General features: G+C 66.1%; 17 protein-coding genes. 11 read left to right on the top strand and 6 right to left on the bottom strand.

Annotation, left to right across the window (positions count from 1 at the left end; genetic code table 11):
- Positions 1-10: 10 nt before the first annotated feature.
- Positions 11-2053 carry a membrane protein gene (locus RA26_RS16055; protein ID WP_039185266.1) on the top strand — a complete coding sequence of 681 codons (2043 nt, stop codon included), beginning with the start codon at positions 11-13 and terminating at the stop codon, positions 2051-2053.
- Positions 2054-2198: 145 nt separating this feature from the next.
- Here RA26_RS16055 and RA26_RS16050 read toward each other — a convergent pair whose 3' ends face one another.
- The 3 genes from RA26_RS16050 to RA26_RS16040 all read right to left on the bottom strand — a co-directional run bounded on the left by RA26_RS16050 (position 2199) and on the right by RA26_RS16040 (position 10669).
- On the bottom strand, positions 2199-3047 hold the full coding sequence (locus tag RA26_RS16050) for a 2-keto-4-pentenoate hydratase (RefSeq protein ID WP_039185264.1): 849 nt from the start codon (positions 3045-3047) through the stop codon (positions 2199-2201).
- Between the two features lie 27 nt (positions 3048-3074).
- Positions 3075-5072 (bottom strand): penicillin-binding protein 1C, encoded by a 1998-nt coding sequence (gene pbpC, locus RA26_RS16045; RefSeq protein ID WP_241482665.1) that lies wholly within the window; start codon positions 5070-5072, stop codon positions 3075-3077.
- A 146-nt stretch (positions 5073-5218) separates the two neighbouring features.
- A complete protein-coding gene (locus RA26_RS16040) occupies positions 5219-10669 on the bottom strand; it encodes an alpha-2-macroglobulin family protein (protein ID WP_152612645.1) in 5451 nt (1816 codons plus the stop codon).
- Between the two features lie 150 nt (positions 10670-10819).
- Between RA26_RS16040 and RA26_RS16035 the strand changes: the two genes are divergently transcribed.
- Positions 10820-13123: a response regulator gene (locus RA26_RS16035; protein WP_039185262.1), complete on the top strand. Its 2304-nt coding sequence runs from the start codon at positions 10820-10822 to the stop codon at positions 13121-13123.
- Positions 13124-13361: 238 nt separating this feature from the next.
- On the opposite strand, the gene yaaA is transcribed toward RA26_RS16035, so the two are convergent.
- From yaaA to RA26_RS16020, 3 genes are all read right to left on the bottom strand, one after another.
- A complete protein-coding gene (yaaA, locus tag RA26_RS16030; protein ID WP_039185260.1) occupies positions 13362-14126 on the bottom strand; it encodes a peroxide stress protein YaaA in 765 nt (254 codons plus the stop codon).
- Between the two features lie 29 nt (positions 14127-14155).
- Complete coding sequence (recQ, locus tag RA26_RS16025; RefSeq protein WP_052272452.1) at positions 14156-16213, bottom strand: DNA helicase RecQ; 2058 nt, start codon at positions 16211-16213, stop codon at positions 14156-14158.
- A 125-nt stretch (positions 16214-16338) separates the two neighbouring features.
- On the bottom strand, positions 16339-16626 hold the full coding sequence (locus RA26_RS16020; RefSeq protein WP_019295027.1) for a YggT family protein: 288 nt from the start codon (positions 16624-16626) through the stop codon (positions 16339-16341).
- Between the two features lie 133 nt (positions 16627-16759).
- Here RA26_RS16020 and RA26_RS16015 point away from each other — a divergent pair, with 133 nt between their 5' ends.
- The 9 genes from RA26_RS16015 to RA26_RS15975 all read left to right on the top strand — a co-directional run bounded on the left by RA26_RS16015 (position 16760) and on the right by RA26_RS15975 (position 24293).
- The gene (locus RA26_RS16015) at positions 16760-17308 is read left to right on the top strand and encodes an acyl-CoA thioesterase (RefSeq protein ID WP_039185258.1); all 549 of its coding nucleotides are present in this window, start codon (positions 16760-16762) and stop codon (positions 17306-17308) included.
- A gap of 79 nt (positions 17309-17387) precedes the next feature.
- Positions 17388-18752 (top strand): MFS transporter, encoded by a 1365-nt coding sequence (locus RA26_RS16010; protein WP_039185257.1) that lies wholly within the window; start codon positions 17388-17390, stop codon positions 18750-18752.
- On the top strand, positions 18749-19618 hold the full coding sequence (gene mepA, locus RA26_RS16005) for a penicillin-insensitive murein endopeptidase (protein ID WP_039185256.1): 870 nt from the start codon (positions 18749-18751) through the stop codon (positions 19616-19618). The genes RA26_RS16010 and mepA overlap by 4 nt, the downstream gene beginning before the upstream one ends.
- Positions 19591-20502: an esterase-like activity of phytase family protein gene (locus RA26_RS16000; protein ID WP_039185254.1), complete on the top strand. Its 912-nt coding sequence runs from the start codon at positions 19591-19593 to the stop codon at positions 20500-20502. Before mepA ends, RA26_RS16000 begins: the two co-directional genes overlap by 28 nt.
- Before the next feature lie 196 nt (positions 20503-20698).
- The gene (locus RA26_RS15995) at positions 20699-21334 is read left to right on the top strand and encodes a queuosine precursor transporter (protein ID WP_039185253.1); all 636 of its coding nucleotides are present in this window, start codon (positions 20699-20701) and stop codon (positions 21332-21334) included.
- Between the two features lie 263 nt (positions 21335-21597).
- Positions 21598-22017 carry an alternative ribosome rescue aminoacyl-tRNA hydrolase ArfB gene (gene arfB / locus RA26_RS15990; RefSeq protein ID WP_039185252.1) on the top strand — a complete coding sequence of 140 codons (420 nt, stop codon included), beginning with the start codon at positions 21598-21600 and terminating at the stop codon, positions 22015-22017.
- A gap of 75 nt (positions 22018-22092) precedes the next feature.
- Positions 22093-22839 (top strand): SDR family oxidoreductase, encoded by a 747-nt coding sequence (locus tag RA26_RS15985; protein ID WP_039185250.1) that lies wholly within the window; start codon positions 22093-22095, stop codon positions 22837-22839.
- On the top strand, positions 22836-23189 hold the full coding sequence (locus tag RA26_RS15980; RefSeq protein ID WP_039185248.1) for a cupin domain-containing protein: 354 nt from the start codon (positions 22836-22838) through the stop codon (positions 23187-23189). Before RA26_RS15985 ends, RA26_RS15980 begins: the two co-directional genes overlap by 4 nt.
- 81 nt (positions 23190-23270) lie before the next feature.
- Positions 23271-24293 (top strand): P1 family peptidase, encoded by a 1023-nt coding sequence (locus RA26_RS15975; RefSeq protein WP_039185246.1) that lies wholly within the window; start codon positions 23271-23273, stop codon positions 24291-24293.
- The last annotated feature ends 96 nt before the right edge of the window (positions 24294-24389 follow it).

The following is a 24389-nucleotide window of genomic DNA, read 5'->3' as shown; positions in this document are numbered from 1 at the left end:
GAGTGCTGCGATGACACAGACGATCCTGTTTGACCCGCTGGTGCCCTGGCCCGTGATCTGGGCCGCAGGCGCGGTGACCCTGGCCGCCTTGCTGCTGGGGTTGTGGAAAGGGCTGTCCGGCTGGGCGCTGCGGGCGCTGGCCGCACTGGTGCTGCTGGCGGCCCTGTCTGGTCCAGTACATCAGAGCGAGGACCGCGCGCCCCTGAGCGACATCGTGATCGTGGCAGAGGACCAGACCGCCAGCCAGCAGCTGCGGGACCGTCCCGGGCAGATGGCGCGTGCCCGCAGCCAGCTGAAGGCCGCGCTGGCGGACCGTCCAAACACTGATGTGCGCTGGGTCACCGTGCCGGATGGCGAGGGCGACGAGGGCACCCGGCTCATGGCAGCGGTTGCGCAGGCGCTGGCGGATGAGCCGCGGGCGCGGGTGGCGGGGATCATCGCCCTGAGTGACGGGCAGGCGCATGACGCCGATCAGCCGGTGAACCTGCCCGCCCCGATGCACCTGCTGCTGACCGGCCGCGAAGACGACTGGGACCGGCGCCTGATCGTCAAGAACGCCCCCGGTTTTGCCATCATCGGCGAGCCGGTCAAGCTGACGCTGAGGATCGAGGATCAGGGCGCCGTGCCGGTGCAGGGCGGCTTTGCCGACCTTGAGCTCTCGGTCGCGGGCGGGCCGCCGCAGCGCTTTGCCCTGCCGGTGGGCGTGGATTTCGAGCTGCCGATGGTGCTGCAGCACGGCGGGCGCAACGTGATCCAGTTCTCTGTGCCGGAGGAGCCGGGTGAGCTGACCGCGCGCAACAATCAGGCGCTGGTGCAGATCAACGGGGTGCGCGACCGGCTGCGGGTCTTGCTTGTGTCGGGCGAGCCGCACGCGGGCGGACGCACCTGGCGCAACCTGCTGAAGTCCGACAGCGCAGTGGATCTGGTGCATTTCACCATCCTGCGCCCGCCGGAGAAGCAGGACGGCGTGCCGGTGGAGGAGCTGTCGCTGATCGCCTTCCCCACCCGCGAGCTGTTCCTGGAGAAGATAGAGGATTTCGACCTGATCATTTTTGACCGCTACAAGCGGCGCGGCATCCTGCCGGCGGTCTACCTGGACAATGTGGCCAATTACGCGATGGGCGGCGGCGCGGTTCTGGTGGCGGCCGGGCCCGATTTTGCCAGCGCCGACAGCATCTACCGATCGCCCCTGTCGCTGATCCTGCCTGCGGAACCCTCGGCGCGGGTGCTGGAGGAGGCCTACCGCCCGGAAGTGACCGATCTGGGCAAGCAGCATCCGGTGACTTCGGGCCTGGAGAGCGCTGCAGACTGGGGCCGCTGGCTGCGCCAGATCGAGCTGAGGACGCCGGAGGGCCATGTGCTGATGAGCGGTGCCGGCGAACGGCCGCTTCTGGTGCTGAACCGGGTGGGTGAGGGCCGGGTTGCCCTGCTGGCCTCTGACCACGCCTGGCTGTGGAGCCGCGGATACGAGGGCGGCGGGCCGCAGCTGGAACTTCTGCGCCGTCTTGCCCATTGGATGATGAAAGAGCCGGAGCTGGAGGAAGAGGCGCTGTGGGCTGAGGTCTCCGGCCAGCGGATGCGCATCCTGCGCCGCACGCTGGCGGGCGGTGCCGGGCCGGTGACGGTGACCGCACCCGATGGAACCACCGTGGCGCTGGAGCTGCGCCAAACCGCGCCGGGCCAGTGGGAAACCCGCTATGAAGGGCCGGAGCCGGGGCTGTACCGTCTGGAAGAGGGCGAAGAGAGCACCGTGGTGGGGCTTGGGCCTGCCGCACCCAAGGAGTTCGAGGAAACCATTGCCACCGGGTCTGTGCTGACGCCGGTGCTGGCGCCCCTGCGCGGTGGTATCCTGCGTCTGGAGGACGGGATGCCAGCCTTGCGCAGCGTGCGGCCCGGGCGGCCTGCCTCCGGGCGCGGCTGGATCGGCCTGACCCCGCGGGAGGCTTATGAGACGCTTTCGGTCAGCCAAGGCCCGCTGCTGCCCGGCTGGCTGGCGCTGCTGCTGGCGTCCTTCTTCCTCCTCGCAGGCTGGCTGCGCGAGGGGCGGCGGTAGGCGGCGCACACCGCCGGGGCGCTCCCGCCCATTCCGGCTTCCTTGCGGAAGCCATTCTGGTTAGGCCAAGCGCCGCGCCAGAGGCGCGGCGCGGGTCGCTTCGGGCACAGCCCGAAGCGAAACACCTTATCCAGGCGGCAGCGGATTACTCCTTGAAGAACACCTGCACCACCGGGTTGCCCGGCAGACCCTCATAGGTCACGCTGACCCCGCCCTTGCCTGCCTGCGGCGGGAACAGCGGGCCGAAGGAGCCCACCGAGATCAGATCGCCCGGTTTGAACTCTACGCCCTTGGAGCGCAGCCACAGGGCGGCGTTGACCGGGTTGCCCAGCACCGCCCGGCCCGGTGCCTGCACCAGCACGCCGCCCGCTGCATCACGCATTGTGACCGTCATCTCCTCCAGCATCCGGGCCATCTCTGCCGTGTCTTCAACCGGCACCGGCTCACTGAGGACTCCGAGACGGGTGCCGACCCCCATTGCGGTGATAGTTTCCGGAGTGAAGGGCTGATCCTTGGCAAGCGTCAGGTCAGGCAGTTCGATGAAGGGGCGGATGGCGGAGATATGGGCTAGGGCCTCCTCCGGCGTGGCGGCGCTGTTGAGCCCCGCATCCGCGACCACCAGCACAAGGTCGGCCTCGACCATCGGGATGGCCCCCCAAGGCGCGTCCAGCGTGGCGCCGTCCTGCAGCATCATGTTCTGATACAGCAGGCCCCGCACCGGCTCTGTGGCGCCGAAACGCTCCTGCGCGGGTTTGCTGGTGAGGCCGGCCTTGTAGCCAATCACTGGCCCCATATGCGGTTCCAGCGCAACGGCGATTTTGGCCTGGGTGCATAGCGCATCGGCCATGCTGCCCCCGGGGGAGAGCGCCTGGGCCGGGGTCTTGGCGGTGTAGCTGTCCACGAATGCGGCGATTTCGGCGTCTGTGGCGCAGGCCGCCCAGGCGGCGGGGGCCGTAAGGGCGATGGCGCAGGCGGCAAGAAGGAGTTTCAGCATGAAAGGGCCTCGGGATGAAATTGGCGATCAATCAATCCGCAGGTTAACCCGGTCGGAGCGGCCCGCACCATCGACAATCACCAGCGAGGAAAAACCGGGGCCTGGGCTGGGCAGGGAGAACTCGCGGCGGCGCTGGCCGGACAGCACCGGCAGGCCGTTTGCTATCACGAGAAACGGCGCGGTGCCGCCACGGAGTTTCAGCGTCAGGTCCGCGCCCTGCAGCATCAGCCGGGCGCCTTTGGGCGGGAAGATCAGTTCGGGCGCGTCTGCCGGTTCGGAAAAGGCCGCATCGCGGGGGCGGAAGCGCTGCAAGGGCGGCGGCAAAGCGGCAGAGCTGACAATCAGCGTGGCGGGCGGTGGCGGCGGCAGCGGGTCGAGCGCGGGCTTCAGCCATCCGAAGGCTTCAAACAGCACCGGCGCGGCCAGATCGCCGCCGAAGATGCCGGGCACCGGCGTGCCGTCCGCGCGGCCCATCCAGACGCCGATCACATGGCGCCCGTCCCAGCCGATTGCCCAGGCATCGCGGTGGCCGTAGGAGGTGCCGGTTTTATAGGCGATGGTGCCGGCCCGCGCGCCTGCGGGCACCGGCAGGCCGCGCAGGATGTCTGCCACCTGCCAGGCGGCTTCCGGGGAAGTGAGGCGGCCTGCGGGCTGCGGCGCCACGCCTTGCATCACGCGAAGGCGCGGTCCCTGCCCGCCTGCCGCCAGCCCGGCGTAAAGCTGCACCATGTCCTGCAGGCTGATGCCGAGACCGCCGAGTGACAGCGCCAGCCCGGGCGCACCGCCGGGCAGCTCAGGCTTAGCACCGACGGCCCGCAGCGAGGCCATCACCCGCGCCGGACCAAGCTCCTGCGTCAGTTTCACCACGGGGATATTGAGGGACAAATGCAGCGCCTCGCGCACGGTTATGTCGCCGCGGAATTCACCGTCAAAGTTCTGCGGCGCGTAACCTGAAAAGTTGACCGGGCCGTCATGGATCAGGGTTTCCGGATGCGCCAGACCCTGGTCAAAGGCGAGGCCGTAGATCAGCGGTTTCAGGGTGGAGCCGGGAGAGCGGATCGCCTGGGTCATGTCGACAAAGCCGCGGCGGGTGGCGTCGGAGTAACCGGGGGAGCCAGCCATCGCCAGAACCTCACCTGTCTGATGGTCGGCGGCGATGAGGGCGGCAGAGAGGCGCGGGCCAGTGCGGCGGGCTGCCTCAGCCAGCAGGGTTTCCATCCGCACCTGCACCGCGCCGTCGAGGGTTAGGCGCACCTGGCGCTGGCCGGGGTGCCGGGCTGCCACCCGGTCCGCCAGATGCGGGGCAAGGCGCGGGAAGGCGGCCATGCGGTGCGGCAGCGGGGTGCGGCGGGCGGCCTCAGCCTGTTCCCCGGTCAGGATACCCTGGTGCTGCATGCGCTCCAGCACCCGGTCGCGGGCATCGCTGGCGGCCTGGGGGAAGCGGTCCGGGCGGCGGCGCTCGGGGCTTTGCGGAAGGGCCACCAGCAGCGCGGCCTCAGCCGGGGTCAGGCGTCTCGGCTCCTTGCCGAACCAGCTGAAGGCGGCGGCGCGGATGCCCTCTGCCGCGCCGCCATAGGGGGCATGGGTCAGGTAGAGGGTGAGGATCTGATCCTTGCTGAGGCGGCGTTCCAGCGCCAGTGCGACGCGCATCTGGCGCAGTTTGCCGGACCAGCGGCCGGTGGTGCCGTCTTCCAGCAGGCGCGCCACCTGCATGGTGAGGGTGGAGCCACCGGAGACTGTGCGGCCGTTCAACAGCGCCTGTCCCGCGGCGCGGATCAGGGCGATGGGATCGACGCCGGCGTGGGAGCGGAAGCGCTTGTCCTCGTAGCGCAAGAGCATCTGCAGGAAGCGCGGGTCGACGTCGGCGGGCTGGACGGCGAGGCGCCAGAGGCCGTCGTCCACGGAGTAGGCGCGCAAGAGCTTGCCGTTGCGGTCGAGGATTTCGGTGGAGGTTTCCGCGAGAGTGAGCGGGAGATCTGTGCGTTCAATCCAAGTGTCAAAGGCGCGATAGGCGGCGAACGTCACCGCAATCAGCAGCGCTAGGGTTAGAGCACCCCATTGCCACTTTTTGCCTGGCCGATAGGCCGGGCATCGCCCGTCCGCCCCCCTGGGCGGGCGATACTCGCCCCCCCGCGGACGGGCAATGCCCTCGGTTCTGTTGAACAGGCGTCTCACCTGACTTCGACACGCCCCGTGCCGGTGCGGGCGCGGTAGGCGGGGCGGTACATGTCCTCGGCCGAGGCCGCCGGATGGTGGAACACGCCGGGCGTCACCGCGCGGACCACATAGGCCAGCGTCACCGGCGAGGCGTCACGCACATTCACCGCCGCCAGGAAGCGGTCGCTGCGGAACTCGGCGTGCTCAGCCTCTGCCGGGTTCAGCCAGTCGAGGTCGCGCAGGTCGCCGGAGCGCAGGAGGTTGGGGTTGTCGATCTCGAACCCCGCGGGCAGCGGATCGTTGATCATCAGCCGCGCGCCGGTCTTTTCATGCGGTTTCACCCGTAAGACAGCCACAAACCGCGCGCCAGTTTGCATGGACTGCACGTCCAGTGCCTGACCTTCCAGCGTGAAGTAGCTGCGCTCAATCGTGTAGCCGAAGCCGCCCGCTGCGGGCGCAAGCTGAGGCACGCCGAGCGTGGTGAGGGTGATCTCCGCGCTGCGCCCATTGGCGGCGGTCAGGGCCATTTCCGGCGTGTTCTGACCGTCTGCGGCCTGCACAAACGGGCCCTGAACGGGTTGACCATTGACCAGCAGGCCCGAGTCCTCAGGATTTTGGGTCAGCGCATGGGCGGCCATCAGGGTCCAGGCGGACTCCTGGGTGGAGCGGTAGCCGCTGGCATTCGAGAGCCGCGCCGAGAGGCTGGTGCGGTCAACGGCCTCTGATCCGGCCTCTGCCGCCAATGCCAGAACGCCGGCGGTGTCGCGCAGGCGGGTGCCGAAATCGGCGCGCCAGAGGCGGGCTTCATCCTCCCCCTCGCTGCCGAACATCTGCGCTGCGCGGGCGAACATCCGGTCCGCCCGGCGCTGATCCCCATAGGCCGCGAGCGCGGCGCCCAGCTGAGCAGCAGCAAGAGGGGTGGCAAAGGCATCGCCCTTCACATCCGCATAATAGCGCAGGTCGCCCATCTGGGCCGCGCCTTCGCGGGCCAGCACCAGCAGGGCATAGGCAATCTCCTCACCGCCGATGTCGAAATCAGGGGCGTAGTTGATGCGGTTGCGCAGATTGTCCATTGCCTGCGCGAAGGCCTGCTGCGGCACCTCATACCCTTGGGCACGGGCGCGACTGAGGAAGTCGCTGGCATAGGCATCCAGCCAGAACTCGCCGCTGTCCGCGCGCCAGAGACCAAAAGCGCCGCTGGGGGCCTGCCGGGTCAGCACCTTGCGGATAGCCGCGTTGATTCGGGCCTCCACCGCTGGGCCGTTGCCCAGACCTGCGGCTTGGGCGACACTGCTGAGGTAGAGGAGCGGCAGCGCCTTGGAGGTCACCTGCTCGGTGCAGCCATAGGGATACTGGTCCAGTTCCGCCAAGAGGCCCGGCACGTCGAATTTTGCCAGCGGGCCGGAGGAAATGGTGGCACGCGCAGTGCCGGGGCGCAGGCCTGTGAAGACGTCCTTGCTGAACAGGAAGGTATCGCCCGCCGCCAGGGTGAAGCGGCGGGTCTGTGATACCACCGGATCATTGGCACGGACCGGCATCCGCAGGGTCTGCTGCAGCTCCTGCCCGTCGGGCGTAGTGAGGGTGAGGGTCAGCTGGTGGTCGCCAACGTTTTCTGCTGTGACCGGCAGTTCCAGCACAGTCTTGCCTTGTTCCTGCAAGGTGACGGAGGCAGGCAGGCTGCCTAGTGTCAGGCCGCCTGCGGTGCTGGCGGTCAGTTGCATGTCTCCGGCAGGGCCGTCGGCGTGCACGATCTCGATCCGGGCGCGGCTTTGATCGCCCGGCGCCAGGAAGCGCGGCAGCGAGGCGGTGACCACCACCGGGTCGCGCACCAGCATGTCGGCCTCTGCCTGGCCCACGGCCTTGCCCGACCAGGCGACCGCCATCAGCCGCACGGTGCCGTTGAAGGCGGGGAGCGTCAGGGGGAATTCCGCCTCGCCGTTTGCGTCCACCTGCAAAGGGCCAGAGAACAGCGCCACCAGATCCTGCGTTGGCGGCGGCGATTGCAACTTCATGCCGCTGCCGGCGTCACCGCCGGAGCGGATACGGCCCATCGCACCGTTGCCGGGGTCGATGAGGCGGCCATAAACATCGCGCAGTTCCACGCCTAAGCGGCGCTGGCCGTAGTAATGCGCGCTGGGATCGGGGCTGGTGAAGCCGGTGAGGTTAAGGATGCCGAGGTCTACGGCAGCGACGGTCAGCCAGACCTCCTCGCCCTCAGCCGCGCCATCCACGCGGAGTTTCGCCACTTGGGTGCCGCGCGGACGGGCCACCTCGGGGACGTCAATGGCGACCTGCAGCTGCTGGCCGGGCTGGGTGACGCTGGCGTGGGCGAGGCCCAGGGCACGCAGCGGGGTGCGGCCACGGTCGCCAGCCACGGGCTGGATCACGGTTGCGGTCACATAGGCACCGCTGCCCCAATCCTGCGTCACCTCCAGCGGGATCACAGTTTCGCCGGCCAGGACCTCCACCGCCATGCGGTGGATCAGATGGTTGGAGACCACCGAGACCAGCGCCGTGCCGGCTGCCTGCGGCACGATACGCAGGCGGGCGGTGTCACCGGGGGCATAGCTTTCGTTATCCAGCGACAGCTCCAGCCGGGCGGGTGTCTCGGTGCTGCCTTCGGGCGCGTACCAGCCAGCATAGAAATCATAGGCGGCGGAGGCATAGGCGCCGTCAAGACGCTCCACCACCAGTTCGTAGCGGCCCCAATCGACGGGCTGGGAGAGCGCAAGCGGGTCGCTGCCCAGCTGCGCCTCGCCGGTGGCGATGCGGGTGCGCCGGGTGATGGGCTCCCAGTTCCAGTTGCCGTAGAGCTGATACCACTGGTAGCGGGTCTCGACCCGGTTCAGGGTCCATTTGACCCGCATCGGCATCGGGGTCAGGTCCGGAGCGAGGGCGATGAGCTCGAAGCCGGCTTCTGAGCCTTCTGCCGCGACCTCATCAAACATGGGTTTGATGCCAATGACCGGACCGGACGGGCGGACCGGCAATTCCATGGAGCGCTCCACCGGGCGGGCAGATCCGTCAGCCACACGGGTGGTGAGAGTGGCGAGCAGCGGCTTACCCTCAGCCGGTGTGGCGGCGGGGAGGCTGGCGGCAATGACAGCGCTGCCGTCTGTGCCGGTTTCTTCGCCTCCGAAATACTCAGTCTGGGCGGAGGAGGCCTCGTCATAGCGGCCGAAGCGGAAGCCGGGCCACTGTTCGAGAGTGCTGGCGGCGGTAAGGCGGAGGCTGCCCTCCACCTTCAGGCCCGCGCCGGGGGCGCCGAACAAGTAGTCGGCCTGCAGGTCGATCTGCGCTGCGCCGCCGGGCTGGAGGGCGTCTGCGTTGGCAACCTGCTGGGTAAAGTCGATGCGCTCGGGCAGGAAATCCTCAACCAGGATCTGACGGCTGGCCAGCGCCGGTGCCTTGAGGTCGCTCTTGATCTCGATCCGCCAGGTGCCGCGCGGGGCGGCTGGACCGGTGGCAAGGGCAAAGACATGGCCGCCCTGATGGCCCGCGGCGGAGGTCTGGCGGGTGTATTCCACCCCGTCCGGGCGCAACAGGACTGCGGTCAGCGGCAGACCGTCGATGGCTTGCGCCTTGCTGTCACGGGCCAGCGCGGTCACATGCACGGTTTCCCCGGCGCGGAAAGCGCCGCGGGTGGTCGCCAGGAACACATCCACCGGCCCTGGGGCGGGACGGCCCGAAACGCCGCGGTCAGAGAGGTCAAAGGCGGCATCGTTCAGCGGCAGGAAGGTGAAGTCGCCCTCCCCTGCCCGTGCGGTGATCAAAGCCGGTGTCGCGCCGCCGGTGCCGCGGGTAAGGCCGTGGGCAAAATGCACGTAACCGCTGGCGTCGCTGCTGGCGGTCGCCAGAACCTCGTTGGCGGCAGAGATCAGGCTGACCTCGGCATCCGCCTGCGGTTTGGCATCGCGCAGCCCCTGCACCTGAACATGCAGGCCATCGCTGCCGGACATGGTGCTGAGGCCAAGGCCGGTCAGCACGAACCACTGGGTGGCGCCGGCATCGTCATAGGGATCAGCGCCCGGCACCCGGGCGGTGAGGGCGTAAAGCCCCGGCGTCTTTTGCCCGGTCAGCGCATCGTCCAGCGGCAGGCGGCTGGTCATCATCTGGTTGATGGCGGTGTCGACGCTGGCACTGCCGGTCCAGATTTCCTCGGCAATACTCGCAGCGAAATGCTCATCCTCCCACTGGGAGAGCGGCTTGGCAAAGTACCCCTCCTGCAGGGTGCGCAGCACATTGCGGCTGCTGACCCGGCGCAGGCGCAGGTCCAGGTCTGTGACATTCACCGTCTCCACCGGCAGTGCGGCCTGACCGCCCGCGGGCAGCACATAGGCGCGGCCCGGGAAGCGGACCTGCGGGGACCGGTCACGGACATAGTGGGTCAGTTCCACATCCTTCAGCAGCTGCTCGCCGCTGGCCGCAGGCAGGCCGCGGCGCAGGGTGATGCGGTAGCGCTTGCCGTGCTCCACCCCGTCCACACACAGCTGGCGGCCCTGGGCGGTGACGGCGAGACTGGCCTCATCCATACGGACGTAATTTTCGTAATCGGTGCCGGCCTGTTCCAGATCTTCCGAGAATTCGGCGCAGATGCGCGGCGCAGCGCTGTCGCTTTCCACCGTGCTCGAGGTGACGCGGAAGCCGTATTTGCGGATCGCATAGTTCAGCAGTTCGGCATTGGCCTTGAGCGGAATGATCTCCTCCGCCAGATGCAGGAGCGGCAGCATGTCCCGCCCGCGGCCCAGCGTCTCAACCGCCTCTGCCGCCTGACGCAGCGCCCGGGCCTGCGCCTCGGGCTCCTTGGCGCGCAGGTAGCCGTTCAACGCCGCGGAAAACGCCTGCGTGCGGTGGCGGCGCTGCTGGCTGCGGCTGTTGCTGTCCTTGGCGGCGCCCAGCAAAATTCTTGAAAATTCTGTCCAATCCGCGGTCTCATCTTCCAGCACAATAGCCTGGGCCATCCAGCGCAGGGCAGCGAGGGGCGCACCGTCCCGCCGCAGGCTGCGGGCGGCGGCGCGGGCTTCACCAGCGTCATTGGTGTCTAGCGGATAGTTCAGACCCAAGGTGCGGGAGAGGCCTGCCGCGCGCTGCAGTTCCTGTTCCGGCAGGAAATCCAGCCGCGCAGCACGGGGCACAGCCGCCGCTGCCAGCCCGGGCGCAGCAGACTGTTTTACCGCGGACAGGGCGCCTGCATACGGGCTGGACTGCCCCATCGCGGACTTTGGGAAACAGGCGTTCGCCCGTTGATTGAATACAAAACCCGCACAGTCCGCTTGTGCCGTGCAGGCCCGGGCGCATGACTCGATGTCTGTATCAAACAGCGGTTGCAGATCAGAGCCGAAAAAATCGGTATCCGCGTATGAGCGGTAACCAAACTCAGGAACCGCCTGCTGCGCCTCGGCAGTCGGCAGAAACGTAATAAAAGCAATAAAATATAGAAAAGCAGAAGCAAACAGACGCGGCATGGCACCCTCCAATACTGGTGTCAGGCTGGCACGGGCTTAACGTCATAGCAAGATTCCTCAGCGTAACAAAAAGAGAGAGCAGCGCGGCTGCCCTGCGCGCAGAAATTGCTGCGCGCCTTTTTGCGGTGATGGATTGCGGAGTTCGCAGGGATGAGCCTTGCTGACAAACTTGCGGAAGAACGGCGGGCACGGCTCGCCGCTGAACGGCTGCTTGAGCTGAAGCAGGCTGAGCTGTCCGCTGCCAACCGCAAGCTGGGCCGCCACGCGCTGGCGCTGACCAAGCAAATCGGCCAGACTCAGGCCGAGGTCGCCACCGTGCGCGACGAAAACGCCAAGGTGAAATCCGACCTGCACACCGCCAACGAGAAGATCGAAACCGCCGAACGGCGGCTGTGGCATTCGATCCAGGCGTTTCAGGACGGCTTTGCCTTCTTTGACGCAGCGGGGCACCTGATCGGTGCCAATGCCGCCTACCTCAACATCTTTGACGGGCTGGAAGAGGTCACGCCGGGAATCACCTATGAGCGGATCCTGGAGCTGCTGATTGAAGAGGGGCTGATCAGCACCGGCAGCATGAAGGCCCGGGACTGGCATGCGATGATGTCAGAGCGCTGGCATTGCGATTCCCCGGAACCGGTGGTGGTCCAGCTTTGGGATGAGCGGTACCTGCGGCTGATCGATCAGCGCGGTCACGGCGGCGATGTGGTCACACTGGCGCTCGATATCACCTCGACAGTGCGCTATGAGCAGGAACTGCAGGATGCGCGCGCTCGGGCCGAAGCGGCAAACCGCGCCAAATCCGCCTTCCTCGCCAACATGAGCCACGAGATCCGCACCCCGATGAACGGGGTCGTCGGCATGGCCGAACTATTGAACGATACAGAGCTGAACGAGGAGCAGCAGCTCTACGCCAAAACCATCAAGAACTCGGGCGAGGCGCTGCTGGTCATCATCAACGACGTGCTGGACTACTCCAAGATCGAGGCCGACAAGCTTGAGCTGCATCCGCAGGAGTTTGATCTGGAGCGCAGCCTGCATGAGGTGGTGATGCTGCTGCAGCCAACCGCCCGCGACAAGGGTCTGGCGCTGCTGGTGGATTACGACCTGTTCCTGCCGACGCGGTTCGTAGGCGACCCGGGCCGGATCCGGCAGGTGCTGACGAACCTGGCCGGCAATGCGGTGAAATTCACCAAGGAGGGCCATGTGACCCTGCGGGTGACCGGCATCACCTCGCCCGAAGACGGGCAATGCGCGGTGCATGTCACAATTGAGGACACCGGGATCGGCATTCCAGCAGAGAAGCTGGAACACGTGTTCGGCGAATTCAATCAGGTTGAGGATGAGCGCAACCGCAAGTTCGAAGGCACCGGGCTGGGGCTGGCGATCTCCAAGCGGCTGATCGAGATGATGGGCGGCGAAATCTGGGTGGACAGCGAAGAGGGTAAGGGGTCCTGTTTCGGCTTCCGGCTGCCACTGCCTGTGGTTGGTGGCGCAGCAGAACAGACACTGCCGAAACTGCCCGGAAGCCTGCGCCATGTGCTGCTGGTGGACGATGTGCCGCTGAACTGCGAGATCCTGCAGAAGCATTTGCAGATGCTGGGCCTCAAGGTGACCACAGCTGGCACCGCGGCGGAGGCACTGGCAGCGATGCAGGGCGGTATCAGCCTGGTGCTGAGCGGCCACAACCTGCCGGGGCTGGACGGCTTGCAGCTGGCCCGCGACCTCAAGTCCTACGGCTGGACCGGGGTGCCGGTCCTGCTGCTGAATTCCAGCCCGCATGCCGCCATCGGGTCCGATCTGCGGCAGCTGGTCAGCGGTGTGCTGCAAAGCCCGGCCCCGCGCGATGACCTGTTCAGCCAGCTGGCCCGGCTGAGCGGCGAAACCACAGGTCCGGATATACGCCCCGCGGCAGCCGCTTCCGCAGCAGCAGCAGCGCCCGTGCCGCCCCAGACGCCCCCCCCTCCCGCGCCAGTGGCCGCGGCACCGGCAGCTCCTGCCGCGCCCGCGGCCCCGGCGATCCGCAAATTGCGCGTGCTGGCAGCGGAGGACAACAAGACCAACCAGCTGGTGTTCAGCAAAATCGTGAAGGAGCTGAACATTGAGCTGCAATTTGCCAACAACGGACTGGAGGCGGTCGAGGCCTTCAAGACCTACCGCCCCGATCTGATTTTCATGGACATCTCGATGCCGATGATGGACGGCAAGGAAGCCACGATGGAAATCCGCAGGCTGGAGGCAGGGACCGGCAGCCGTGTGCCTGTTGTGGCGCTGACTGCGCATGCGATGGCAGGCGATTCCGAGGGTATACTGGCCGCCGGGCTGGACCACTACCTGACCAAACCGCTGCGCAAGGCGCTGATCCATGACCAGATCCGAAGCCACGCGCCTGCGGGTATCCAGCCTGTTGAGGTAGAGAGTGCTCCCGCCCAATCCGCGGCGGGCAACGCGCCCTAAGCAGGCACAAGCCTGCCTCCAGTGATGGAGCATTCCTGTCTCGGCCGCCCCGGCGGGAAAAAGATCAGGGCCCAGCGCGGGATAAACGCCGCGGCAGCCATTGCTCTCAGACCACCGCCAGACCCGGCAAAACCTCCCAAGGTTCTCCTGCGCCCGAGGGCGCAGCGGCCGCGCCCAACCGGGACTGTGCATTCCTTGAATATGCCGGAACGGGCGGGAGCTGCCCCTTTGCCGCGGATCAGGCCTTGCGCAGGAAAACCGGTTTGTCCGGCTCCGACATCTGCGGCTGGTAGGCATAGCCGCCGGCATCGAAGTCCTTGAGGCTCTCCGCATCGCTCAGCCGGCCTTGGATGATGTAGCGCGCCATCGCGCCGCGGGCGCGTTTGGCATAGAAGCTCACCACCTTGGGGGTGCCGTTCTTGTCTTCCATGAACACCGGCGTGACCACCCGCGGCTTCAGCGCCGCCAGATCGACCGCGCCGAAATATTCCTGGCTGGCACAGTTCACCAGCACCTCTGCGCGGACGGTCTCTGCTTGCGCATTCAGGGCCTCGGAAATCCGGCTGCCCCAGAACTCATACAGGTTCTTGCCGCGCGGATTCTTCAGGCGCGAACCCATTTCCAGCCGGTAGGGCTGCATCGCATCCAAGGGGCGCAGCACACCGTAAAGCCCTGAAAGGATGCGGAAGTGCTCCTGCGCCCAGGCCATTTCATCACCGTCCAGCGAGGCGGCTTCCAACCCCTGGTAGGTGTCGCCGGCAAAGGCAAGTGCCGCCGGGCGGGTGGCGTCTGTCTTGGGGTCGGCGGCGAAATCCTGAAACCGGGCATGGTTCAGTTTGGCGAGATCTTCGCTGATGTGCATCAGCTTCATCAGATCGGCCACGGATTGTCCGCGGGCCACCTCTGCCAATGCCACCGCGTCATCATGCAGCGCGGGCCAGGTCATTTCCTGATCCCGTTCCGCCCAGTCCAGCTTTTTGGCCGGAGAGGTTACTACCAGCATATCTGCCCCCTTCTGCTCTTGGCGCGACCCTAGCCCGCGCCGCGCAGGACGTCCAGAAAGGCCGCCGCGAAACGTTCGGCGCGGCGCTCCCCTAACAGCCTTGTGATGCCGGCCTCGTCATCGCTGCGCATCTGGGCGACTTTCGCCAGCAGGGACGCCGAGCAGCTGAGCGGCTTCAGGGTGCCGCATTCGCCGCGCGCCAGCTGAGCCTGCACTTCCAAGAGCCCGTCATAGACAGAGCCGGATTCCCGGCCGGCAAGTTTACGGCGTGCCGGGTGCACTTGTTCTGCCGCGCCGGTGATCACGCTCAGAAAATCATCGCCGTAGCGTTCCAGCTTCTTGGCGCCGACGCCATTGATGCGCGCCATCTGGTCCAGCGTTTCCGGGCGTGCCTCTGCCATCTCGATCAGAGTGCGGTCTGGGAAGATCACATAGGCTGGCACCTTCTGCGCCTCGGCCAGCGCCCGGCGCTTGGCCTTGAGCGCGGACAGCAGAGGCGCGTCCTCCTCGGAGACCAGCGCCTTGACCGCCGGGCGGCGGTCGGCGGATTTGATGGTGTCGCGGCGCAGCTCAATGGACTGCTCACCGCGCAGAATCGGCAGCGCTGCCTCGGTAAACCGCAGGGCTCCGTGGCGTTCCGGGTCGGGGCGCAGCAGGTCATGGCCCATCATCTGCCTAAACACCGCCTGCCACTGGCGCTTGCCGAATTCCTTGCCGCAGCCGTAGACCGACAGTTCGTCATGGCGCTTGGCGCGGATCCGCTCGTTGTCGGCACCCAGCAGGATGTCGATCAGATGGCCGGAACCGAACCATTCCTCTGTCCGCAGAACTGCCGACAGCGCCTTTCGAACCACTGTGGTGCCGTCAAACACATCGGCGGGTGTGTCGCAAAGATCGCAATTGCCGCAAGGCTGTGCCTCTTCGCCGAAATACCCCAGCAGTTTCTGGCGGCGGCAGTGCAGCGCCTCGGCAAGGCCCAAGAGCGCGTTCAGGCGGGCGTGATCGGCGGCGCGGCGTTCGGGCGGAGCGAGGCCCTCGTCGATCTGCGAGCGGCGCAGGCGGATATCGTCGGGACCGAACAGGGTCAGCGTCTCCGCTGGCGCGCCGTCGCGGCCCGCACGGCCGATTTCCTGGTAGTAGGCCTCGATGGATTTCGGCAGGTCGGCATGGGCGACCCAGCGGATGTCGGGCTTGTCGATGCCCATGCCAAAGGCGACGGTGGCGACCACGATCAGCCCGTCTTCGCGCGCGAAACGGGTTTCGACGATGCGGCGGTCCTCGGCCTCCATGCCGCCGTGGTAGAAGCAGGCGGAATGGCCAGCTTCGCGCAGAGCGGCTGACAGCGCCTCGGTCTTAGCGCGGGTGCCGCAGTAGACGATGCCGGACTGGCCCTTTCGGGCGGCGGCAAACTCCAGGATCTGGCGGCGGGGGCTGTCCTTGGCGCCGAAGGCCAGATGGATGTTGGGTCGGTCAAAACCGCGCAGGAAGCTGCGGGGGGCCTCTCCGTCGAACAGCTTCTGGACGATCTCTTCCTGGGTTTCCTGGTCCGCAGTGGCGGTGAAGGCGGCCAGCGGCACGCCCAGGGCGCGGCGCAGCTCGCCAATGCGCAGGTAGTCGGGGCGGAAGTCATGGCCCCATTGGCTGACACAGTGCGCCTCATCGACCGCGATCAGGCTGACACCGATCCGGCGCAGCATGCCCATGGCGGCACCGGAGGCGAGACGCTCGGGCGCCATGTAAAGGAGCTTGAGCCGCCCGGCCTCGATTGCCTCCCAGACCTGTTCGGTCTCTTCCTCGGTGTTGCCGGAGGTCAGCGCTCCTGCGGTGACGCCCGCCTCCTGCAACGCGCGGACCTGATCGCGCATCAGCGCAATGAGGGGGGAGATCACCACGGTGATGCCGTCGCGCAGCAGTGCGGGAAGCTGATAGCACAGCGACTTGCCGCCGCCGGTGGGCATGATCGCCAGCACGTTTTCCCCGGCAGTCACGGCGTCGACGATCTCCTCCTGCCCCGGGCGGAAAGCGTCAAAGCCGAAAATCTCGCGCAGAATGAGAGTCGCGCCGCTGAGGGCGGTCATATCCGTCATGGGGGCGGAGGGCCTCGTGGTCAGTGCTGCTCTTCTTTGGCAGGCACAATCCCACAGGAGGCATGGGGCGGCAAGGCCCGCAGGTTAAAAGCCCGGCAGGAAATACCGGGCCGGAGATTTTCAGATCAGTAGAACGCCGAGACGTTGTTCACCAGGATGATGCGCAGCGCATAGACGCCGATCAGCACCGCCAGCGGCGCCAGATCAATGCCGCCCATGTTGGGCAGGATGCGGCGCACCGGCGCATAGAGCGGCTCCAGTATCCGGTTCAGGCCGTACCAGATCTGCCCCACCAGCTGCTGGTGCAGGTTCAGGACCTGGAAGTTGATCAGCCAGCTCATGATCACATGGGCAATGATGAAGAACCAGACCACGTCCAGGATCAGCATCAGGATTTGGAACAGCGAGACCATCGGTATTTCCCTCTTTCGAACAGCCTCACAGGTAAGCAGACGCGGCGAAATGCGCAAGGCTTCCGCGAGGTTGCGGTTGACGTGCTGTAAACGGGTGGCATCACGGGCACATGCCATCAAGGAGCGTGCGCCGATGTACCCGATATTCCGCCTGATCAAGGATACCGTTCTGGCCAGCCGGATGGAGCCGCTGCCGATCACCGGCATGCATGTCTCCAGCCATATTTGCTGGCCCTGGGACCTGGACATGTGGATGGAGCTGAACAACGGCCGCACCATGACGCTGTATGATCTGGGGCGCACCATGCTGGCGCAGCGGGTGGGGCTGATCAAGGCGCTGCGCCAGCAGCGCTGGGGGCTGACGGTGGCGGGCTCGTCCGTGCGCTACCGCCGCCGCATCCGGGGATTTGAAAAGTTCGAGATGCGCAGCCGCACCGCGGGCTGGGACGGCAAGTTCATCTACGTCGAGCAGTCGATGTGGAAGAAGAACGGCGATTGCGCCAGCCATGTGATGCTGCGCACCGCAGTGACGGACCGCAACGGCATCGTGCCGCCTGAAAAAGTGCTGGCAGCGCTGGGGCAGGACGCAGAAGCCTCGCCGGAACTGCCCGGCTGGATCAAGGACTGGTGCGCGGCGGATGGCGGCCGGCCCTGGCCGCCGATGCAGGACGGGCTTGCCTAGGCCCCTGCCCGCCTGCCATACCTGAAGGCAAGAGGGTGCAGACCCGTAATTCCTGCGCCCGGATAACAAGAGGGCGGGCATGCAGCAGGTATCCATGCGCAAGCGCATCTGGGGGTGGTGGTTCTTTGACTGGGCCAGCCAGCCCTATCACACCCTGCTGGTCACCTTTGTTTTTAGCCCGTTTTTTGCCGCTGTCGCGGCGGAGTATTTCATGGGCCAGGGCCTGGACGATGAGGCCGCCAAGGCGCAGGCGCAGACTATCTGGTCGCTATGCCTGACCGTGACCGGCCTGATCATCGGCTTCGGCGCGCCGTTCATGGGAGCGCTGGCCGATATCTCCGGGCGGCGGCGGCCCTGGATCATGATGTTTTCGCTGATGTATATTCTGGGCGCCGGCGGGTTGTGGTTCATGGACCCGGCGGGCAGCAACCTGTGGTGGATGCTGGTCAGTTTCGGTTTCGGCTTTATCGGGGCGGAGTTTGCGCTGATCTTTGTCAATGCGCAGCTGCCCTCGCTGGCCGGCAAGGAGGATGTGGGCAACGTCTCCGGCTCCGGCTTTGCTTTTGGCTACCTCGGCGGGGTGATTTCGCTGTTCATCATGCTCCTGCTGTTTGTCGAGCAGGCCAGCGGCAGGACCCTGATCGGCCTCAGCCCCCTGTTCGGCCTGGACGCCGAAGCGCGCGAGGGCACCCGCGCTGTCGGGCCCTTCACCGCACTGTGGTTCGCCGTTTTCATGATCCCCTATTTCCTGTGGGTGCGCGAAGGCCGCGCCACCGGCCAGCGCGGCACGGTGGGACAGGCGGTGGCGCTGGTGGTGCAATCAGTGAAGAACCTGCGCAACCGGGTCAGCCTCGCCAGCTATCTTGGCTCCTCGATGCTATACCGCGATGCGCTCAACGGGCTCTATGGCTTTGGCGGGGTCTACGCCAAGCTGGTGCTGGGCTGGCAGATCACTCTCATTGGCGTCTTTGGCATCGTGGCGGCGCTGGCAGCCACCCTATTCTGCTGGATCGGCGGCAAGGCAGACCGGAAATTCGGGCCAAAGCCGGTGATCATCCTCTCTATTCTGGTGCTGAGCCTAGTCTGCCTGACCATTGTGAGCATGTCGCGCGACCAGATTTTCGGCATTTCTCTTCCTGAAGGGTCGAAACTGCCGGACGCCGTGTTCTTTGGCTGCGGCGTGCTGATCGGCGGCTTTGGCGGCATCCTGCAATCCGCCAGCCGCAGCCTGATGGTGCGCCACACCGACCCGGCCAAGGCGACTGAGAGCTTTGGCCTTTATGGCCTGTCGGGGCGCGCCACCGCCTTTCTGGCGCCGATGATGATCGGCGTTGCAACAACTGTCACCGGCAGTGCCCGGCTGGGGATCACCCCAGTCATCGGCCTGTTTCTGATCGGATTGGTACTGTTACTTTGGGTTCAAGGAGAAGGAGATCAGAATTGAGACTGTTACTAGCCATTTGCCTGGCAGTGGCGGGGCTGTCTGTTCCAGCCAGCGCGCAGACTCCCGCCAAGGCGCTGTTTGGGGCCAAGCCGAGCGCCTCGCAGCAAAAACCCGCGCCGTTCGGCTCCTACGCCAAGGGCTGCGTCGCCGGTGCTGAGCAGCTGCCCGAGACCGGCCCCACCTGGCAGGCGATGCGGCTGAGCCGCAACCGCAACTGGGGCCACCCCGCAGCGATCGACTTCGTCAAGGACCTGAGCCGAGTGGCCGCGAAACAGCGCGGCTGGAAGGGGCTTTACATCGGTGACATCAGCCAGCCGCGCGGCGGGCCGATGCTGTCGGGCCACCGCAGCCATCAGATCGGGCTGGACATCGACATCTGGATGCGGCCGCCGGACAGGCTGAACCTCAGCCGCAGCGCGCGGGAAAACATCTCCTCGATCTCCATGCGCCGGGCCAAGGGCGCCTATGTGAACGCCAGCTGGACGCGGGCGCATCACGAGATCCTGAAGGCCGCTGCCCAGGACAGGCGGGTGGCGCGGATCTTTGTCTTTCCCGGCGCCAAGGTGCAGATGTGCAACGACGAGAAGGGCGACCGCCGCTGGCTGCGCAAGATCCGGCCCTGGTGGGGGCATCACTACCACTTCCATGTGCGGCTGAATTGCCCGCGCGGCGCCCGCGGCTGTGTCGACCAGGCGGCCCCACCCAAGGGCGACGGCTGCGCCGATGCACAGCGCTGGGTCAATGACATTCTGAACCCGCCGCCGCCGAAACCGGTTGACCCGAACGCGCCAAAGCCTAAACCGAGACGGGATTACACCCTTTCGGACCTGCCCCAGCAATGCGCCGCCGTTCTGCAATCAAACTGACCCTGGCCTTTGCCGCTGCAGCCGGCCTGGCGGCGGCGGCTTTTGCTGCCAGCCGTCCAGCGCCGGCAATCAGCAAGGCGCAGTTTTTGGGCAGCTATACATGGAAGCTGAAACAACCCTGGTTTGGCGGCTTCTCGGCGCTGAAGATCAGCGCCGGCGGACGGGAAATGACGGTGCTCAGCGACCGGGCCACCTTGGTGACCACCTCTCTTCAGCGCAAGGACGGGCTGATTTCCGGCGTGACGGCGCATTCGGCACACGGGCTGCGCGCTTCAACCGGCAAGATGCTGACTGGCTTTGCCGGCGACAGCGAAGGCCTTGCCATCGCGCCGGACGGCAGCCGCTACATCTCCTTTGAGGGGGCCGCGCGGGTCGCCCGCTACCGCCGCCCTGACGGTCGGGCCAAGGTGCTGCCGCGGCCCAAGGCGTTCCGCAAACTGCCGCTTAACAAGTCGCTGGAGACGCTGGCGATCAATGCCCGCGGCCACCTTTATACCCTGCCGGAGCGCGCCTTTGACAAACACGGCCAGATCCCGGTCTGGCGCTGGAACAGCAGCCGCTGGAGCCGGCCCTTCAGCCTGCCGCCGCGCGGCGGCTTCCTGCCCGTGGATGCGGATTTCGGACCTGACGGGCGGTTCTACCTGCTGGAGCGCGACCTGACCCTGCTTGGCTTCCGCAGCCGGTTGCGGCGCTGGGATATCACCGCCGCCGGCCCGGAGAATGAAACCATGCTGCTGCAGACCGGCCCCGGCACCCATGACAATCTCGAAGGCCTTTCGGTCTGGGCCGACGCGGCCGGCAGGATGTTCGCCACAATGGTATCCGACGACAATTTTCTGCCGGTGCAGCGCACCGAGCTGGTGGAATACGCCCTGCCGCGCTGAAACAGCCCCTGCGCCGCGCCAGCGGCGCCTGGCCCAACCGCAAGGGGGTCTTCGCAGAAGGCACCCGACGCGGGCGGGAGGTTCCCCTTTTCCTGCAAGCGGAAACCTTGCGGACCAGGCCCAAGCAGTTTAAAGGGGCCGGTCTTTTGCCGCTGCGCAACCTTCTTCGCAGCCCCGAAACTAACGGATCCCGCGCATGACCCGCTCGCATATTCCCGGCATTCTTGCCATGGCCGCCGTGGTGGTGGCCTCCAATGTCCTGGTGCAATTCCTTTTCGGCAACTGGCTGACCTGGGGCGCCTTCACCTATCCGGTGGCCTTTCTGGTCACCGATGTGATGAACCGCGTCTATGGCGCCGCCGCCGCGCGCAAGGTCGTGGTGGCGGGCTTTATCACCGGGGTGATCTGCTCGCTGATCGGCACGCAGATCATGCTGCAGGGCGATGGCTTCACTTACCCGGCGGTGACCCTGCGCATCGCGCTTGGCTCCGGCCTCGCGTTCCTGACGGCGCAGATGCTGGACGTCGCCATCTTCTCCGCCCTGCGCGAAGGGAAATGGTGGCGGGCGCCGCTGGCCTCCACCCTTATCGGCTCTACCGTGGATACCGCGATCTTCTTCACCGTCGCCTTTTCCGTCTCGCTCGCTTGGATCGAACCGGCCAATGACGTGTCCTGGGCGGGCGACATGCTGCCCCTGATCGGACAGGGGCCGGTGGTGCCCTATTGGGTCTCGCTGGCCTTTGCAGACTGGCTGGTGAAATTGTCGCTGGCATTGCTCGCGCTTGTGCCCTTCCGCATCATCGTGCGTAAGCTCTCCGCAAAGACCACATGATTTTGTTTTGACATCTGCCGAATCTGTGGCAGGCTGGACTTACACGAAACATCAGAAAGGAGGTGCCCATTGTCTAGAGAAGCTATGGAGAGCAGTGCCGGAACAGTTCAGAAGGAGTGCGGCCGAGGCAGCCCTTGGTACGTATAGAGACCTGAATTGGTGCTGACCTAACCGGTGCACCTCCTATCATCTCGAAGGGCTGTTCCCCGCGTGTGGAACAGCCCTTTCGATTTTAAGATCCCCTTCCGCAAAACGCCGCATCCATGATCCGCATCGACGACCAGATTACCCTGCAGGACTGGGAAATGACCGAGAGCTTCATCCGCGCCTCGGGTCCCGGCGGGCAGAATGTGAACAAGGTGGCGACCGCAGTCGAACTGAGGTTCGAGGCGGAGCGTTCGCCCGCGCTCGCACCTGCAGTCAAATCGCGGCTGAAACGGCTGGCAGGCCGCCGCTGGACCAAGGACGGCGCCATCATCCTGCAATGTGACGAGACGCGGTCCCAGCAAAGAAACCGCGAGATCGTGCGCGAGCGGCTGGCGGAGCTGGTGCGCAAGGCGCTGGTGGCACCGAAACGGCGGATCGCCACCAAACCCACCCGCGGCTCGGTCCGGCGGCGGCTGGACGCCAAGAAACAGCGCGGCGAATTGAAAGCGACGCGCGGTAAGATCGACCCGGATTGACCCGTCCTGCCTCCAGGGATTGCACAGCGCTTCTCTCCACCCCATGCTGGCGCCAATCAATGCGGGAGGAAAATCATGCGGCTGGACGGAAAAACCGCCATCGTGACCGGCGGTGCCTCAGGCTTTGGCGCGGGCATCGTGCGCAAGTTCCTGGCGGAAGGCGCCCGGGTGATGATCGCCGACATCAACACCGCCGCAGCAGAGGCGATGGCAGCGGAGCTGGGCAGCAACGCGGTTGCGCAGACGGTAAATGTCGCGGATGGCTCATCGGTCAACGCATTGGCAGAGGCGGCGCTGGCGGCCTTCGGGCAGCTAGATATCCTGGTGAACAACGCAGGCGTCACCCATCTGCCCAGCCCCCTTGAGGAGATCAGCGAGGCGGATTTCGACCGGGTGCTGGGCGTCAACGTGAAGTCGGTCTACCTGACCGCCCGCGCGCTGGTGCCGCATATGAAAGCCAACCGGCGCGGTGCGATCCTGAACGTCGCCTCCACCGCCGGCGTGTCGCCGCGCCCCAATCTCAACTGGTACAACGCCTCCAAGGGCTGGATGATCACGGCCACCAAGACCATGGCGGTGGAGCTGGCGCCGCACGGGGTGCGTGTGAATGCAATCAACCCGGTGGCAGGGGAAACCCCGCTGCTCAAATCCTTCATGGGCGAGGACACGCCGGAAATGCGCGCCAAGTTCCTCTCCACCATCCCGATCGGCCGGTTTTCGACGCCGGAGGACATGGGCAACGCCGCCTGCTTCCTGTGCTCGGACGAGGCAAGCATGGTGACTGGAGTCGCTATGGAAGTGGATGGAGGGCGCTGCATATGAAGACCGTGAACCTGGCAGAAAAGCTGGCGATGTTCTCCAGCCACTGGGACCCGCATGTGGTGGCGGACTTCAATGGAAACGACGTGATGGTGGTGAAGTTTCAGGGCGAGTTTCCGTTTCATCATCACCCGGACACCGACGATTTCTTTCTGGTGCTGGAAGGAGAGATGGTGATGGATATCGAGGGCGAGCCGCCGCAAACCGTGCGGGCGGGCGAATTGTTCGTCGTGCCCAAGGGCGTCAGCCACCGCCCCCGCGCCGAACGGGAATGCAAGGTGCTGCTGATAGAGCCGAAAGGCGAACCTAACACCGGTGATGCAGCAACCGCCGCCCCCAAGCCTCGGATCTGACCCGGCCTCTCATCTTTCACCAAATACTCCCGCCGGAGGCCGCGCGCACCAGCGCGCTTCCAATCGGAAAGGACAGCCATCATGCTCCCCGGCCCCAGAAACCTGATCACCGATGTGCCCGGCCTGCTGGTTGGCAACGCCCAGGATGCAGCGCTGAAATCCGGCACCACGGTGCTGACAGCAGACCAGCCCTTCACCGCTTCGGTGCATGTGATGGGCGGTGCGCCGGGCACGCGGGAGACCGATCTGCTGGCACCCGACAAATCGGTCGCCATGATCGATGCGCTGGTGCTGTCGGGCGGCTCTGCCTTCGGGCTGGATGCCTGCTCCGGTGTGATGGACGCGCTGCATGACGCGGACAGGGGCTTTCCGGTCGGCCCGGTGCGGGTGCCGCTGGTGCCGGGGGCCATCCTGTTTGACCTGCTGAATGGCGGGGACAAGGCGTGGCAGCAGAATCCTTACCGCGCCCTGGGCCGGGCGGCTTTTGAGGCGGCGGCGGAAGAATTCGAACTTGGCACCGCAGGCGCCGGCACTGGTGCGCTGACGGCGATGTTGAAGGGCGGGTTGGGCTCTGCATCGCTGGTTCTGGACAGCGGCGTCACCGTTGGTGCGCTTGTGGCTGTCAATCCGCTGGGAGCTGTGACCACTCCGGGGGAGCGGCATTTCTGGGCCGCCCCGTTTGAAATCGGCGATGAATTCGGCGGGATCGGGCCTGATACCGCTGGCGGACTGGGCCGCAGCCAGCAGAGCCGCAAGATCGAAGCGATCCAGAAACTGGGCGGCGCACCGCTGCCACCTGAACGCGCCAATACCACCATCGCCATCGTTGCCACCGACGCGGCACTCTCCAAAGCGCAATGCCAGCGGCTGGCCACCGCGGCTCATGACGGCATCGGCCGCGCCATCGTGCCTGCCCATTCCCCCGGCGACGGCGATCTGGTCTTTGCCGCCAGCGCCGGCGCTCGGGCGCTGGAAGCACCAGAGTCGGAACTGGGGCCAATCTGCCATGCGGCCGCGCTGTGCCTCAGCCGTGCCATCGCCCGGGCGGTCTATCACGCCCGGCCCGAACCAGGTGATCTGCTGCCCTGCTGGGCTGATCCGTGAATTAACGCAGCTTCCTGCCAAGACTTTGATGCGCGTCAAACTGCCGGTTGACACCGCCGGGTAATAAATCATGAGTCACATCTGCCAACTCAGAAC

This window comes from Leisingera sp. ANG-M7, from assembly GCF_000813965.1.
Lineage (GTDB): Bacteria > Pseudomonadota > Alphaproteobacteria > Rhodobacterales > Rhodobacteraceae > Leisingera.
Note: the sequence above shows the minus strand (reverse complement) of the source record. Positions and strands in the feature narration are given on the sequence as shown.